The organism is Singulisphaera sp. GP187 (assembly GCF_900129635.1).
In the GTDB taxonomy this organism is placed as follows: Bacteria; Planctomycetota; Planctomycetia; order Isosphaerales; family Isosphaeraceae; genus Singulisphaera.
Genome location: NZ_FSRB01000001.1, coordinates 1,775,149 through 1,789,550, shown reverse-complemented (window position 1 = coordinate 1,789,550; position 14,402 = coordinate 1,775,149). Strand labels below are relative to the sequence as shown.

The following is a 14,402-nucleotide window of genomic DNA, read 5'->3' as shown; positions in this document are numbered from 1 at the left end:
CCGACTTCCCTTCTCCTGTAGTCGACTTCGAGCCCATGGGAACTCAACCAAGAGAGGACCAGCGGGCAGGAGGTTTAACTCGACTTTGACGTTTGGCGCCAGTCATGCACAATAGAAGGCAGGAAGCCGCGTCGATGGATGACGGGGGCACGTGACAGAAGTACAGGTTCGAGCCAGTCCGTCCGGGGGATGCACGTGGCAACTATGGTCGCAAACGAGACGCCCAAGGCGGTCTCGCAGACGTCGGAAACGGTTCGTATCTGGCTGTACAAGACGCTCTTCACGAATCTCTGCGGCGTGACGTTCGGTGATTGGTGGCAAACCTTGCGGGAGAACCGCTTTGCCATCGACTTGCCCCGTTGCCCTCGCGCGGCGATCTTGACCGTCGGCAGCCTACTGAACTCGTACTACAAGAATCGGGAAGATCGGCAATTCGGCGCAGCGCTCAGTCAGGTCACTGTCAAACCCCCTCTTTTCATTCTCGGGCACTGGCGGAGTGGGACGACCCTGCTTCACAACCTGTTAGCGCTCGACGACCATTTTGCTTATCCGAATCTTTACCAGGCCTTCTTTCCCCACACCTTTCTCTGCACGGAGGATGCACGGACGAACCTCGTTCGCCCCTTGGTCCCCCAGACGCGAAGCTTCGACAACGTTGCGCAGGGGCTTCAAATGCCCAACGAGGATGAGTTCGCAACGTGCACGGCATCGCTCCGCTCGCTCTACATGGCCTGGGCGTTCCCGCGGAACCAGGAGCACTACGAGCGGTTCCTCACGTTTCGTGACGCATCGGAAGCGGATGTGACCCGCTGGAAGAATGAGCTGGTCATGTTCCTCAAGAAGCTGACCTTGCGGCACGACCGACCAATGCTGCTGAAGTCGCCGCCGCACACGTGCCGGATCAAGCTGCTCCTCGAACTCTTCCCCGAGGCGCGGTTCCTGCACATCAGTCGCAACCCTTACACCGTGTTCCAGTCGACGAAGCATCTGAACCGGGTGCTGACCCAATCGCTCCGATTCCAGCGACCGGGAACCGACGATCCCGATGAGGCGGTCCTGCGTCGTTACCAGCTCATGTACGACGCCTATTTTGAGGAGCGCGACCTGATCCCCGCGGATCGCCTCCACGAATTGGCCTTTGAAGACCTCGAGAACGATCCTGTCGGCCAGATTCGCGGGGCCTACGAACGGCTTGGCCTCGCGGATTTCGACGCCGTGCTCCCCCGCCTCGAAGAGTACGTCGGCTCGTTGGCGAACTATCGCAAGAACGAATACCCCAACCTCCCCGTATCGCTTCGACGACGGATCCAGACGTCCTGGGCGAAGAGTTTCGAAGAATGGGGCTACCCGGCCGACTGACCGCAAGTCCGCCGAGATCGGATTGCCGCGGCCCTGCCCATGCCGCGGGTTTGGACACAACCCGTGAGCTAAATTCGGGGCTTGGGCCCACGGGTTGTGTCCAACCCGTGGCACCGGGAGCACGCGGGCGGACAATTCAAGGAACGTCCGTCCCACTCCTTACAATTCCACTCATTAGCGTAAAAGCAGGGCGGACCGACTGGGGACGCAATGCCCGTGTTGCGAGCGATTTTGGTTAGGACCTTGGCCCGTCCGGAGCCCCGGGAAGTAGTCCCGACGTTGGGAGTAATAATTCGTGCGAGTCACTTCGGGGCGGACCGGCTTGGGGTCGCTCCGATAGCTCGTCGCCGTCCGCGCGTTGCGACTCGATGAGGTGTACGGCTGGAATCGGTCGAGGCTGCCTCGCGATGCCGACGACGCTCGAGGTGAGTTCGACGCCATGGAATCACGTTGCCGGTACGGTTGCTGGGCTTCACTCGGCGCGGTCAAGATCCCTAGCGTCACCATCGCCATGAGCAGCCAGATCAGCGTCCTACGGATCATTTGCTCCCCCTTGTGCACGGAATCGCCGGGTGCTGTGTGCATTAAGGTTGAGCATTCTTTCAGAGGGTGTCAATGAGGTAGCACCGATTTCGGGCCTTTCCTGGGAGGACCGACTCGGGGGTATGACGACTCGCAATTCGATGGCGGATCGGGGATGATGGGGAAGGCGGTGATGAGCCGCGTCGGTCGCACTGAAGACCTCGACGATCCTCCCCACAGACCGGAGAACTGCCGATGCGACTTCTGCTCCAGGCCCAGGCGATCCCGGTCGCCCTGGCCCTCGTTCTCGCGTCCCAAGCCGGTGCTCCGGCTCAGGAACCGACCAAGCCCACGGCGTCGGCCAGCGAGAAGAACCCGGCAGTTCCGGCCGCCGGCCATTCGCTTCACGGCGAGGCGTTCAACGACGGGCCGAGACAACAGGCCCACCTCATGGAGGGGATGGGCAAGATCCACTTCCCCGTCACGACCACCAAGCCCGAGGCTCAGGCCTTTATTGATCAAGGGGTGGCACAACTCCATTCGTTTTACTACTACGAATCAGAACGCTCGTTCCGCCAGGCCGCTTTGATCGACCCTGCCTGCGCCATGGCCTACTGGGGCATGGCCATGTCCAACGTCAACAATGATCGTCGTGCCAAAGAGTTTGTCAAAGAGGCGCGAAAACGAACCGCCACGATTTCCCGGCGCGAGACGCTCTACCTCGACGCGCTCGAGACTCTTTATAAGGACGGGGGCGACTCCAAAGCCCGAAAGCGGAATCATCTGCTCGGGCTGGAAACGATCGTCCAGGAGTTTCCCGATGACCTCGACGCCCGCGCTTGGTTGGCCATGCTGACCTGGCAAAACGCGTCGAGCGACGGCATCGGCAGTCGCCAGGCCGTTGATACCGTGCTCGACACCGTGCTCCAGGTCGAGCCGATGCACCCGGGCGTGCACCACTATCGCATCCACCTTTGGGACGGAGTGAAACCCGCCCGAGCCGAGAAATCGGCCGGCCTGTTCGCCCGTACCGCGCCCGGTATCGCCCACGCCTGGCACATGCCCGGCCATACTTACACCGGATTGAAACGCTACGCCGATGCCGCCTATCAACAAGAAGGATCGGCCCGCGTCGATCACGCGTCCATGTTCCGTGAACGGACCATGCCGTTTGAAATCCATAATTACGCACATAACAACCAGTGGCTTGCGACCAGTCTGAGCCATGTTGGCAGGGTCCGCGACGCCATCAAGGTCGCGCGCAACCTGGTGGATCAGCCGCGAGATCCGATCAAGAACGGTAAGAAAGACGGGGGATCGCCACAACGGAGCGGACGCGCCCGCTGGGCAGAGCTCCTCTGTCGCTACGAGCTTTGGGACGACCTGATCGTCGCGACCGAGTCAGAGGCACTCGACTGGTCGGACGTGAATGTCGAACGCAAGGAGAAGGCGTATACCTTGGGCCTCGCCTACGCCGCCAAGGGCAACGCCGCGAAGCTCGCCGAGCAGATTGACGTCCTGAAAGCCTTGATTGTCGAAGAGTCCAAGCCGACCACGAGGCCGGTAGGCACCACTCCTCCTGCTCCTCCAGTCCCTCCTGCTCCGCCTGTCCCCTCCTCTACTCAATTGGCTTTGGCGGAATTGGAAGGCTACCAGCTCCTCGCCAAGGGCGACATTGGCGCGGCCTTCGATCAGTTCACCAAGGCAACGCCGATGCGCACCGAGGCGCTGGCCCGCGCTCATCTCACCGCCCGAAATTTCGGCTTTGCCGAGAGTGTTGCGAAGACGGCCGTGGAGAAGCAGCCGGACCAGGTCCCTCCGTTGGCCGCCCAGGTGGTCATCCTCCACACGGTGGGGAAGGACAAGGAGGCGAAAGAGGCCTATCGCAAACTTGAGCCCCTGGTCAAAAACGCGGACCGAGATCTTCCCGTCTTCCAGCACCTGGAGCGGATCCTGACCGGTTGGAAGGCCGATAAGGACTGGTCCGCGGCGGTCACACCGGAGCCGGTGACCGACGATGCGACCGCAAGTCGGATCGATCTCACGACGCTCGGTCCTCTGACCTGGGCTCCCTTCCCCGCCGAACCGTTCTCACGGCCCGACACCGAGAAGATCGACTGGAGCCTCGCTGACCGGAAGGGCAAGAACGTCGTTCTGCTGCTCTTTCTCGGGGGCAAGTGCGCCCACTGCATGCAACAGCTTCAGACCTTCGGCAAGGAGCTCGACGCCCTCAAGGCGCTGAATACCGAAGTGGTCGCGGTGAGCACCGATGATCTCGAGGCCACTCGCGAACTCAAGAACAATCCCGACAAGATTAAGTTTGCCATGCCGATGTTGTCCGACGCTCAACTGGAGATCTTCAAGGCCTACCGCGCGTTCGACGACTTCGAGGGACAGCCGCTTCACGGCACCTTCCTGATCGACGCCAAAGGGATGGTCCGATTCCAGCGGATTTCGGCCGATCCGTTCCTCGACACCGACTTCATCAAGTCCGAGGCGACACGAGTCAACCGGCTCGTCAAGCACCCTTGAGCGATCGGCTCCGCCCGAGAATCAATGCACTTGCAGGGAGCCGAGCGCAGGGTTCCCTTTTATTTTTCTGGTTCTGAAGATTACCGCACCGAAGAGGGAAAATGTCGCGCACTCTTGTCACCATCAATGACACCTCGATTCCCGTGACGCCGGCGGGACCTGTGACGGCTGCCCCGTCGGTTGCCCTCCATCCCCAGCGGCTCCGTCCGCTTCAAGGGAAGCCGGCGGGGTCGCTCGTGATCCATGAGATCTATCGAAGTCTCCAGGGCGAGAGCACCTTTACCGGGTTGCCTTGCGTGTTCATCCGATTGACGGCGTGCAACCTGCGCTGCGTCTATTGCGACACGCCCCACGCATTTACTGAAGGGAATCTCCTTTCGCTCGACGAAGTTGTGGAACGAACCTTGGCACTCGGCGACCCGCTCGTCGAGCTCACCGGGGGTGAACCACTTCTCCAGCCCGAGGTCTTCCCGTTGATGACCCGGCTGGCCGACGCCGGCCGTACGGTGCTCCTCGAAACCAGCGGTTCGCTGGATATTGGGCCGGTCGATCGCCGGGTCCATGTGATTCTCGACCTGAAAACCCCGGGCTCAGGCGAGGAGCACGCGAATCTCTGGAGCAACCTCGCGCTCGTCAAGCCTACCGATGAGATCAAGTTCGTGCTCTGCGATCGTGCCGATTTTGAGTGGGCCGTCGCACAGACGCGGGCCCATCGCCTGACCGAGCGATGCCCCGTGCTCTTCAGTGGCTGCTTTGGAAAAGTCGATCCGACTGAGTTGGCCGCCTGGATACTCGAGACCCAGCTGCCGATCCGACTGCAGCTTCAGCAGCACAAGATCCTCTGGCATCCCGCGGCCCGAGGCGTTTGATCGGACGCACGATTTGCAAACCGCGAGCTTTCTGTCAAATCAACCGGCCCGCGCCATCGAGGATCGATGGCGCGGGCCGGTTGATATCGGGTCGGTTTGTGAAATCTGCGGACGGTCAAAATTTCAAAAAGGGTGCCCCAATCAAGCGCTGGAGCATGAATAATCCCACGGCATAACCCGCCATGCGAAGCAGCAACTGGGAAAGATTGCAGGCAAGGCGCTCCACCCCCTGATGGGTCGACAGGCTCGCAACTCCACTTCGTAAGGCAATCACGAGCCCAACCACCAAGAGACCGAAGATCGGCGCCAAAACGAGGATCGCTTTCAGGTCCAAAATCGATTCCATGACGATCAACCTCTGAGAGACTGTTCAATAACCCGAGTGAATCACGGTGGTCGACTAGGTTGTCAAGCAAACTTCGGGCCAAGTGAAAGTTCATACGTGACTTCCCGGGCGAAGGTTCTCAGCGGCTCTGTCGCCAATCCGGATTCGGCCACGATCCGGTGGGCCAAGCCGCGGAGTCGAAGTTCAATTCGCCGCCCACGTTGATTTGTGACGGCGAACCTCCCTCTTCCTTTTAGAGAGACGAGAATCCGGTGAAGGTTCGGTCAAAGCATTTGCTCGGCGGGCAAATTGAAGAGGCGACGGGCGTTGGCCGTCGTGATTTGGGCAAGGTCGGCAAGCGGGAGGGCACGAACTTGCGCCAGCCGTTCCGCAGTGAACGTCACGCGCGCCGGTTCGTTGGAAACGCCACGATGGGGGTGGGGGCTCAGATAGGGGCTGTCGGTCTCGACGAGCAGACGATCGAGGGGCACCCGAGCAGCCACCTCACGTAGCGAATCCAGGGTGCGATTGGTAAAAGTCACCATGCCCGCGAACGAAACGTGAAGTCCCAGGTCGAGAAAGGCTTGTGCGTCGTCCCATGACCCGGTGAACGAATGTAAAACCCCGTGCACCGGGGCCTGGAACTGGGTCAGTTGCGCGATCAAGTCTTGCTGACTTTCCCGGCAATGGATGACCAGGGGAAGGCCGGTTTGACGCCCCAGTTCGAGGTGGCGCTGGAACCATTCTTGTTGCAGAGGGAACGGGGTACGGTCCCAATGGCGGTCGAGCCCAGTCTCACCGAGTGCGACGACGTTCGGCTCCTCGAGCAACGCCAGGACGCGTTGCCAGTCCGTCGGAGTCGCTTCCGACGCGTCGTTCGGGTGAATCCCGACCGCGGCAAATACCCCCGCATGCTCGCGAGCGATTTGGGCGACCGATTCGCTGTCGTTCGCGGTGGTCCCGATCGCCACGATCTGGCGGACCCCTGCGGTGCGTGCCCGCTCCAAGACGGCCGGCAAATCGTCGCGAAGCCGTTGATCGTCGAGATGGGCGTGGGTGTCAACCAACTCGGGCCGTTCGCTAATCCCGGAGTTCATTGGTCGGACGACCCCTGTTCACCCGTCGCGATCACCGGTTCCCGATCGTAGAAGCCCACCAGCTCAAGCCGATATCCCGTCACCTGAAATCCTTGCTGCCGAAGTGTTTGCATGAGAGCAGGGTCAAGCTTCGCGATCAGGTCGGGGTCGAACGGGGTCGGCAAGTCGTGAACCGAACCCGAGCGGAGACAGCGGAGATGGTAGTGATGGTCGCTCCGGCCATCGTAGCGGGCTGACCCATCGCCGGCGGTCAGCTTGGTTGCGACCCCGCTGGCGACGAGTGCCTCGAGGGCTTTATAAACCGTCGCCAGACTGATCTTGGGAATGATCAGCCGCACCCCCTGGTAAACCTCTTCCGCGGTCGGGTGATGGTCTGCGCAGCTCAGATGGTCGTAGACCGCCAACCGTTGCGTGGTGCAACGCCAGCCGGCAGCCTCAAGAGCCGAACGGAGATCGTCATGATCGAGCGCGGATAGCATCTACGAACCCTCACCTTACCGTGATTCGGATCAATTGTTCGGCCGCTTGACAGTGCTGTCAACCGCCTGTTAGATTAAACTCTTGGAGCCGTAGGCGGATAAGGATCCGCTGACGGTGGTACGCTGTGTCACTTTCGCCTCGGGTCTTCCCCGATGGCGAGCGGATACAGAGTCGTCCAAGGAGGCGTTGCCCAGGGTCGGCACGCTGTGGCATGAATCCGAACCACGCCTCCTTGGGGCGCGGTTTTGGTATTGCTCTGCTTCCCCCTAGTCCCGGCACGCCTCGGAGTCATCGAATGAGCGTCGACCTGGTTCGCATCGTGGATAGCATCCACCGAGAAAAAAATATCTCCAAGGATATTCTTTTCGAGGGGATTCAGTCAGCGCTCGCCACTGCGGCGAAGAAGCATTATCCCGAAGCGGCCGAAATCGTCGTTAATATCAATCCTGACTCCGGCCAAATCGAGGCCACCAAAGATGGCGCTCGGATGGACCCGGCGGAACTGGGGCGGATCGCCGCCCAGACCGCCAAGCAGGTCATCATCCAGAAGATCCGCGAGGCCGAACGGGATAGCCTGTTCGAGGAATTCGAGGATCAGCGCGGTGACCTGATTACGGGGACCGTGCAACGCTTCGAGGGGGGGGCCGTCACGGTCAACCTGGGTAAGACCGACGCCTTGCTCCCACGTAGCGAGCAGATTCCGGGCGAAAGTCACCACCCCAACGAACGGATCCGCGGCGTCATCCTCGACGTTCGGAAGATGGGGCAGCGGGTCAAGATCATCCTCAGCCGGACCCACCCTGACTTCGTGCGTCGCCTCTTCGAGTTGGAAATCCCCGAAATCGCCGACCAGATCATCAGCATCCGCGCCCTGGCGCGGGAAGCCGGTTATCGCTCGAAAGTCGCGGTCACTTCGATCGACTCCAAGGTCGACGCGGTGGGCGCCTGCGTTGGCGTCCGGGGTACACGAATCAAGAACATCGTCGACGAGCTCGGCGGTGAGCGGATCGACATCGTACGATGGAACGAATCGCTCCAAGTGCTCATCCCGAATGCACTTCAGCCGGCTGAGATCGACGAGGTCATGCTCTGCCAGCTCCTGGGACGGGCCATCGTCCTGGTTCGCGAAGATCAGCTCTCGCTGGCGATCGGTCGCCGCGGCCAGAATGTCCGCTTGGCCTCGAAGCTGGTGGGCTGGGACATCGAGATCATGACCTCCGAGGAACTCGATGAGCTGATCGAGAAAGCGGTGGGCGCGTTCACGAAGATTGATGGAGTCGATACTGACCTGGCCGAGAAGCTGGTCGAGCAAGGGATCCTCAGCTACGACGATCTCTCGGTCATGGAAATCGACGACCTCGTGAACACGATTGAAGGTCTCACCGAAGAACAGACCATGGAGATCGTCTCGCAAGCGGAGACGCTCGCCGAAGCGCAGGCCGACGAGATGCCGCGACGCAAGGGAGCGCGCACGCCGGCCTCCGCATCGGCAGCATCGGCATCGGCGACCCAGGCACCGGCCGCCGCCGAACCGAGTAGCGCGGACCCGGTGAGCATGGATGGCGCGGCGGGCCGGACGGTTCGGCCGACCCTTGACGACTTGTTCGGCGAGTCGGAGTCGGTCGGTGGGACGGCGACCGTGGGTGAGGAAGATTCGCTGGCTGCGAATGAGGACGAGAGCGACGACGGCGACGAGTCGGACTTGACAGTATCGTCAGAGTCGGATGAGATCCGCGACCTGGCCCTGGCGTCGGAAGGCTCGACGGACCAGGTTGGCCGAGAGATTACCGCGCCACCGAGTGATGCCGATCAGAATGAGACCGTTCGGATCGTGACCGAAGCGGTAGAAGAGGGCGCACCGCCCGAAGAGATCGAGGCCGATGAGGCCGGCGCGGAGCGGGATGTCCCCCCGACGCCCCCCCTGGAACCTATCTCGACTGATGAAGTCGAGGGACGCGAGTCGGATATGCACAAACCATGAGGCCCCCCATGGGCCTGCCACCGCGTTTCGACCTTGTCGACCCTCCGCCCTAAATGGCCTCAGCCTGGGGAGCGGTCGGCAAGGCGTGGAATCACCCTTGAACGATCGGGCTGGTCCGGCTCAATGTGGGCCGAGGCCCCACCCAGGAGGAGTTGCCGTTGTCCACGCGTGTCCATGAGTTGGCGAAGGAATTGGGTCTCAAGAGCCAGGAGTTGCTTGACCGGATCCAGCGATGGGGTCTTGATGTCAAGCTCAGCGCCCTGGCAAGCTTGGACCCGTCGGCGGTCGACCAGATTAGGCAACTGATGCACGGCTCGACCTCTTCGGCCTCAGCCCCTGCTACGGAAGTTCCCCCGCCCAGCCTTCGCCTCGTCCCATTACCTCGGAGACGCCCGCCATCAGCGCGACAGCCCCACCGCCGACCCGGACGACCCCGAGTCCTTCGGCCGCTCTCCCGTCGGCACCCAGCGACCGCCCGGCTCCCGCGGCCTCACCGGCCCCCTCGCAGCCTCTCGCCGCCGCACCGCGCCCCGCACCCGTGGCGACTCCGCCGGTCGCGACGGCGTCGGCCCCCAGTGCACCCGCGGCGTCCGCCGCCAATGCGCCCTCGGGTCTGAGCGCGCCGCCGGCCGCCGGTGCACCGTCGGCTCCGAGTGCGCCGCCGACGCGTACGAGCGGTCTGACCTCGCCGCCCCGGTCGGGTTCGGGGCCGCTTTCCGGCCACACGCCGCACCGGGGAAGCCCCACGGGCGCGGCGCCTCGACCCCAAGGGCCGCCTTCGCCTCCGCCCGACTATCGGCCCAACCCCAGCACGCCTCCGCCCTTGAAGCGCGGCGACTACGTCTCACCGGCAGGTGTCAGACAGCCGATCCAGCGGCTCGGCGCCTCCCAGCAGCAACAGCAGGCTCCGCCGCGGCGATCCGACGAGAGTAGCTCGGGGCAACAAGGCGGAGGCGGCCCCCGTCGCGATGCGCCTTTGGGACCGCGGCGTCCGTTGCCGCCGGTGGCGTCGCAAACCGCGCAGCCGCCGCCCCGACGTCCCGCTCCGCCCCGACCCGGCGGTGGTGGGCCTGAAGTGAAAACCCAGCGCCCTGAGAAACGGTACACGCCCGAAGAGTTGATGGCGATGATGAGGTCGGGGCAACTCGGCACTCAGGCGCCGGGCGGTCCCGGTTCGCGGCCTGGTGGAGCGCCTGGCGCTCGTCCCGGCCTGTCCGGTCGACCTGCGGGTGCGCCGGGTGGACCCGGTGCCCCTCGCCCCGGCGTTCCTGGAGCCAACCCCCTGCTCCGTCGCCCCGCGACGGGAGCGCCGATCGCGCCCGGTTCCGCACCGGTTGTGCCGGCGTCCGAAGAGGATGAGGATCGTAAGGGGAAACCCGGGGCAGCTCGCCTGGGCACTCCCGCCGATCGCGCGGGTCGACGCGCCAAGCGCAATGAGCGGGCCACCGAACGGCGGGTGACTTCACCCATGCCCGCCGCGACCCTCCTCAATGAGACCGATGACGACGGGCGCCGTTCGCGTGGCGGTCGGAAGGGATCTCGGGGCGGTCACCGCGCCGCAGTCGCGCCTTCCCGCAAGAGTCACGCGCAGATCGAGCCGCCGATTAACGTCCGCAGTCTCTCCGAAGCCATCGGCATCCGCGCGAATGACCTCATCAAGCGGATGATGAATAGCATGGGGCTGCAGGTCAACATTAACGCGAACCTCGAAGAAGAATCGGCCGTCATGCTCGCCATGGAGTTTGGCGTCGAGCTCGAGGTGATTCACGAGCGGACCGCCGAGGACGACCTGCTCGAGGCCTGGGAGCCGGACGAAGCCGAAACGCTCAACCAGGTTCCGCGACCTCCGGTCATCACGATTCTCGGCCACGTCGACCACGGTAAGACGTCGCTTTTGGACCGAATCCGGAAGTCGAACGTGGTTTCGGGCGAGAGCGGTGGTATCACGCAGCACATCGGTGCCTACCAGGTCGAGCACGAAGGGAAGATGCTGACCTTCGTCGACACCCCGGGCCACGAGGCGTTTACCGCGATGCGTGCTCGCGGTGCGAACGTGACCGACATCGTCGTCTTGGTGGTCGCCGCCGACGACGGCGTCATGCCGCAAACGCAAGAAGCGATCGCCCACGCCAAGGCGGCCGACGTGCCGATCGTGATCGCCCTGAACAAGATCGACCTGCCCAACGTCAACCTCAACAAGATTTACGGCGAGCTTTCGCAACAGGACCTGGCTCCCGAAGAGTACGGCGGTGATACCCCCGTCGTGAAGACCTCGGCGGTGACCGGGCAAGGGATCCCCGAACTGCTCGAAATGCTCGGGATCGTTGCCGAACTCCGCTGTGAGATGATGGCCACCCCATCGCGACCGGCGACGGGCACCTGCCTTGAAGCCTCGATCTCCGAAGGGCGAGGTGTGGTGGCGACCGTCCTGGTTCAGGATGGAACGCTCAAGGTTGGCGATGTCATGGTCTGCGGCGACGGCTTCGGCCGGGTCCGCGCCCTGTTCGACGACAAGGGAAATTCCGTGACCGAGGCCGGGCCGTCGATGCCGGTCGAGGTCTCGGGGCTGGATGAAGTACCGACCGCGGGCGAGAAGTTCGGTGTCGTCGAGGATGTCTCGCGAGCTCGCGAGATCGCCGAGACCCGCCGGCTCCGCACCCGAGGGGTCGCGCTGGGCGAACGCCAGGCCGTCACGCTGGAAAACCTGTACAGCAAGATGGCCGAGCAGAAGCTCAAGAGCCTCAACCTCATCCTCAAGACCGACGTCCAGGGATCGCTCGAAGCCCTCATCAAGGAGCTCGAGAAACTGGAGAATCCCGAGGTTCCGATCCGCGTCCTCCTCAAGGGGGTCGGCGGGATCAGCGAGAGCGACATTCTCCTGGCCGATGCCTCACAGGCGATCGTGATCGGCTTCCGCGTCGCCCCAGAAGACCGCGCGGTCACTCTGGCCGACGAGAAGAAGATCGACATTCGCCGGTACGACATCATTTACCAGGTGACTGACGAGATCAAGAAGGCCGTCGAAGGGTTGCTCGTCCCCGAGATCAAGGAGGTCCACCTCGGCCGTGCCGTGGTCCGACAAGCCTTCAAGATCTCCAAGGTGGGCACCGTCGCCGGTTGCTTCGTGACCCAGGGAAGCATCGAGCGCGCGGCCAAGGCACGGATTATCCGTGAGGGCCGCGAGATCTATAAGGGGTCGCTTGAAGCCCTCAAACGCTTCAAGGACGACGTCAAGGAAGTCCGCGAAGGCTTCGAGTGCGGGATCAAGATCTCCAATTTCGACGATCTTAAGACCGACGACGTGATCGAAGCCTATCGGATCGACGTGATCCGGCGCACGCTTTGATCGAGTGCTCACGCCTCGTTCGAGGAGACCCACCCGCCAACGGTGGGTCTCCTCGCCGGGTCGTGATCGCTTAAGCCGAGCCGAGGCAGGCCCATGACCCTGGCGACGCTTCGCCTCGAACTGCGAGTCGGCAACTGCGAATCACTTCGGGAAAAGCGACGGCGGATGCAGGCGATTATGAGTAAATTGCGCCAGCATTTTAATGTCTCGATCACCGAGGATGGCCGCATCGACGACCCCGCGCACGCCTTATTAATTGTCGCCGTCGTCGGTCGAACCCGGCGCGACACCCGCGAGACGCTCGAACGTGTCGCCGATGCCGTGGCCGCCTATCCTCGAGCCGAGCTTCTTAGCCAGGTCATCACAGAGGTCTGACACTCCATGCCATCTCACCGCAGCCTGCGAATGGCCGAGGCGATCCGTGAGGTCGTATCTTCGGCAATCCTTTTCGAGGTTGCGGACCCGCGCGTCAGTTCGGTCACCGTGATCAACGTCGAACTCTCGCGCGATCTCCGCAACGCCACGATCCTCGTCTCAATCATGGGCAGTCCGGCCGACCAGGATCGCTCGATGTCCGGGCTGAAGCATGCCTCTGGCTTCATCCAAGCGCGCGTCGCGGCACGACTCCAGACCCGGTTCACCCCGGCCATCTTTTTCAAGCGCGACGAAAGCGTTAAAAAATCGATCGAAATCTCGCGACTGATCGATACTGCGATCGCCTCGGACCGCAAACCCGAGTCCGACGAACCGGAAGTGGAACTGGATTCGGAACCGGAAACGGAACCGGAACCGGAGCCGGAAGGCGATTCGGGGCCCGATCATCCCTGAACGGAGCCGTTGGGACGCCCCGACCCGCTCGTGCCCCCTCTTGGGCTCCGCAAGACCCACTTTTCCCATCCTTTAATCAATCGCGCACCGAAACGTACGCCATGGCTACACAAAGCAAAGCGCAGTACCTGACCGACATCCACACGATTCTAAAGAAGCGATACAAGCCGAAAGCCGAGTCAACTTCGACTCGGCTCACGGTTCTCGAAGCGGTCGTGTTTGGAATCTGCCACGAAGATACGTCGCGAGAACAGGCCACCCAGGCTCTCGCTCGCTTCAAAGACGACTTCTTCGACTGGAACGAAGTCCGCGTGAGCTCGCTCGAGGAAATCCAGGCCGCGCTGGTCGGCTTCCCGAATGCAGACGACCGAGCTTATCGGGTTCGACGGTTCCTCCGCCAACTCTTCGAGAAGACCTATAGCTTCACGCTCGAGGCGTTGGCCAAGAAGCCGCTCAAGGAATCGGTCAAGGTGCTTCAGGAATATGAAGTCCTGGCGTCGGACTACGTATTGGCCACCGTGATCCAGGGGTCGCTCGGGGGCCATGCAATCCCGGTCGACGAATCGAGTCGCCGCGCACTCGAACGACTGGGCGTCGTGGATCCCGGCACCGATGCCGCGACCACACGCGCCCTGCTCGAACGTGCCGTGCCGAAGAACCGAGGCGTAGAATTCGCGGACCTGCTTGAAGAACTCGCCCACGATACGTGCGTCGAGGGAATCCCGGATTGCCCACGTTGCGATCTGCGAAAGGTCTGCCCCACCGCGCTGCATCCTCCCAAGGCGGCCTCCATTGTCGCCAAGCCGGCCAAAGACGAGACCAAGGCCGTCAAAGGTTCCACCGCCAAATCCGCCCCGGCCGAGCCAACCCCCGCGCTTGACCCGGCGGCGACCAAGCCGGCCAAGGGTAAGCCGGGACGCTCCAAATAATTCCAGGTCGGTTTGCCGTCGCGAACCCACCGACGGCAGGTTGGGGGCACCGAAACAACGAATGCCCCGGCAGGGCCACTCATCGACGTTCGCCGCGCCCCCGAGAACGTTCGGGGGTTGGCAGACCTCGTCTG

The 14,402-nt window shown here is 62.7% G+C and carries 14 protein-coding genes; 8 read left to right on the top strand and 6 right to left on the bottom strand.

Going from position 1 to position 14,402, the window contains the following annotated elements; translation table 11 throughout:
• Nucleotides 1-204 precede the first annotated feature (204 nt).
• Nucleotides 205-1,359 (top strand): sulfotransferase family protein, encoded by a 1,155-nt coding sequence (locus tag BUS42_RS07105; protein ID WP_074306321.1) that lies wholly within the window; start codon nt 205-207, stop codon nt 1,357-1,359.
• Nucleotides 1,360-1,533: 174 nt separating this feature from the next.
• Here the strand turns inward: BUS42_RS07105 and BUS42_RS07100 are convergent, their stop codons facing one another.
• Nucleotides 1,534-1,902 (bottom strand): hypothetical protein, encoded by a 369-nt coding sequence (locus BUS42_RS07100; protein ID WP_074306320.1) that lies wholly within the window; start codon nt 1,900-1,902, stop codon nt 1,534-1,536.
• A gap of 234 nt (nt 1,903-2,136) precedes the next feature.
• Between BUS42_RS07100 and BUS42_RS07095 the strand changes: the two genes are divergently transcribed.
• Nucleotides 2,137-4,413, top strand: coding sequence for a peroxiredoxin family protein (locus BUS42_RS07095; RefSeq protein WP_074306319.1), 2,277 nt, complete (start codon nt 2,137-2,139; stop codon nt 4,411-4,413).
• 101 nt (nt 4,414-4,514) lie between these two features.
• The gene (locus tag BUS42_RS07090; RefSeq protein ID WP_074306318.1) at nt 4,515-5,282 is read left to right on the top strand and encodes a radical SAM protein; all 768 of its coding nucleotides are present in this window, start codon (nt 4,515-4,517) and stop codon (nt 5,280-5,282) included.
• Between the two features lie 115 nt (nt 5,283-5,397).
• Here BUS42_RS07090 and BUS42_RS07085 read toward each other — a convergent pair whose 3' ends face one another.
• The 3 genes from BUS42_RS07085 to BUS42_RS07075 all read right to left on the bottom strand — a co-directional run bounded on the left by BUS42_RS07085 (nt 5,398) and on the right by BUS42_RS07075 (nt 7,183).
• A complete protein-coding gene (locus tag BUS42_RS07085) occupies nt 5,398-5,628 on the bottom strand; it encodes a hypothetical protein (RefSeq protein ID WP_074306317.1) in 231 nt (76 codons plus the stop codon).
• 263 nt (nt 5,629-5,891) lie between these two features.
• Nucleotides 5,892-6,704 carry a TatD family hydrolase gene (locus tag BUS42_RS07080; RefSeq protein ID WP_074306316.1) on the bottom strand — a complete coding sequence of 271 codons (813 nt, stop codon included), beginning with the start codon at nt 6,702-6,704 and terminating at the stop codon, nt 5,892-5,894.
• Complete coding sequence (locus tag BUS42_RS07075) at nt 6,701-7,183, bottom strand: Fur family transcriptional regulator (protein WP_074306315.1); 483 nt, start codon at nt 7,181-7,183, stop codon at nt 6,701-6,703. Before BUS42_RS07075 ends, BUS42_RS07080 begins: the two co-directional genes overlap by 4 nt.
• 296 nt (nt 7,184-7,479) lie before the next feature.
• Between BUS42_RS07075 and nusA the strand changes: the two genes are divergently transcribed.
• Nucleotides 7,480-9,165 carry a transcription termination factor NusA gene (gene nusA / locus BUS42_RS07070; RefSeq protein ID WP_074306314.1) on the top strand — a complete coding sequence of 562 codons (1,686 nt, stop codon included), beginning with the start codon at nt 7,480-7,482 and terminating at the stop codon, nt 9,163-9,165.
• A gap of 59 nt (nt 9,166-9,224) precedes the next feature.
• On the opposite strand, the gene BUS42_RS44840 is transcribed toward nusA, so the two are convergent.
• Together BUS42_RS44840 and BUS42_RS44835 are read right to left on the bottom strand one after the other, a co-directional pair.
• Nucleotides 9,225-9,476: a hypothetical protein gene (locus tag BUS42_RS44840; RefSeq protein ID WP_173878227.1), complete on the bottom strand. Its 252-nt coding sequence runs from the start codon at nt 9,474-9,476 to the stop codon at nt 9,225-9,227.
• Nucleotides 9,477-9,504: 28 nt separating this feature from the next.
• Entirely contained in the window at nt 9,505-9,912 is a 408-nt protein-coding gene (locus tag BUS42_RS44835; protein ID WP_254053355.1) for a hypothetical protein, read from the bottom strand.
• 76 nt (nt 9,913-9,988) lie between these two features.
• Here BUS42_RS44835 and infB point away from each other — a divergent pair, with 76 nt between their 5' ends.
• From infB to nth, 4 genes are all read left to right on the top strand, one after another.
• Nucleotides 9,989-12,511, top strand: a complete 2,523-nt coding sequence (gene infB, locus BUS42_RS07065) for a translation initiation factor IF-2 (protein ID WP_254053354.1) — start codon at nt 9,989-9,991, stop codon at nt 12,509-12,511.
• Nucleotides 12,512-12,604: 93 nt separating this feature from the next.
• On the top strand, nt 12,605-12,886 hold the full coding sequence (locus tag BUS42_RS07060) for a DUF503 domain-containing protein (protein ID WP_074306313.1): 282 nt from the start codon (nt 12,605-12,607) through the stop codon (nt 12,884-12,886).
• Between the two features lie 6 nt (nt 12,887-12,892).
• Complete coding sequence (rbfA, locus tag BUS42_RS07055) at nt 12,893-13,339, top strand: 30S ribosome-binding factor RbfA (protein ID WP_074306312.1); 447 nt, start codon at nt 12,893-12,895, stop codon at nt 13,337-13,339.
• A 101-nt stretch (nt 13,340-13,440) separates the two neighbouring features.
• On the top strand, nt 13,441-14,268 hold the full coding sequence (gene nth, locus BUS42_RS07050) for an endonuclease III domain-containing protein (RefSeq protein WP_074306311.1): 828 nt from the start codon (nt 13,441-13,443) through the stop codon (nt 14,266-14,268).
• Nucleotides 14,269-14,402 lie beyond the last annotated feature (134 nt).

Excerpts from the sequence above, each read along its gene's own strand:
- BUS42_RS07105 (WP_074306321.1), top strand. The coding sequence starts at position 205 with ATGGTCGCAAACGAGACGCCCAAGGCGGTCTCGCAGACGTCGGAAACG.
- BUS42_RS07100 (WP_074306320.1), bottom strand. The coding sequence starts at position 1,902 with ATGATCCGTAGGACGCTGATCTGGCTGCTCATGGCGATGGTGACGCTA.
- BUS42_RS07085 (WP_074306317.1), bottom strand. The coding sequence starts at position 5,628 with ATGGAATCGATTTTGGACCTGAAAGCGATCCTCGTTTTGGCGCCGATC.
- nth (WP_074306311.1), top strand. The coding sequence starts at position 13,441 with ATGGCTACACAAAGCAAAGCGCAGTACCTGACCGACATCCACACGATT.
- BUS42_RS07095 (WP_074306319.1), top strand. The coding sequence starts at position 2,137 with ATGCGACTTCTGCTCCAGGCCCAGGCGATCCCGGTCGCCCTGGCCCTC.
- rbfA (WP_074306312.1), top strand. The coding sequence starts at position 12,893 with ATGCCATCTCACCGCAGCCTGCGAATGGCCGAGGCGATCCGTGAGGTC.
- BUS42_RS07090 (WP_074306318.1), top strand. The coding sequence starts at position 4,515 with ATGTCGCGCACTCTTGTCACCATCAATGACACCTCGATTCCCGTGACG.
- nusA (WP_074306314.1), top strand. The coding sequence starts at position 7,480 with ATGAGCGTCGACCTGGTTCGCATCGTGGATAGCATCCACCGAGAAAAA.
- BUS42_RS07060 (WP_074306313.1), top strand. The coding sequence starts at position 12,605 with ATGACCCTGGCGACGCTTCGCCTCGAACTGCGAGTCGGCAACTGCGAA.
- BUS42_RS07075 (WP_074306315.1), bottom strand. The coding sequence starts at position 7,183 with ATGCTATCCGCGCTCGATCATGACGATCTCCGTTCGGCTCTTGAGGCT.
- BUS42_RS07080 (WP_074306316.1), bottom strand. The coding sequence starts at position 6,704 with ATGAACTCCGGGATTAGCGAACGGCCCGAGTTGGTTGACACCCACGCC.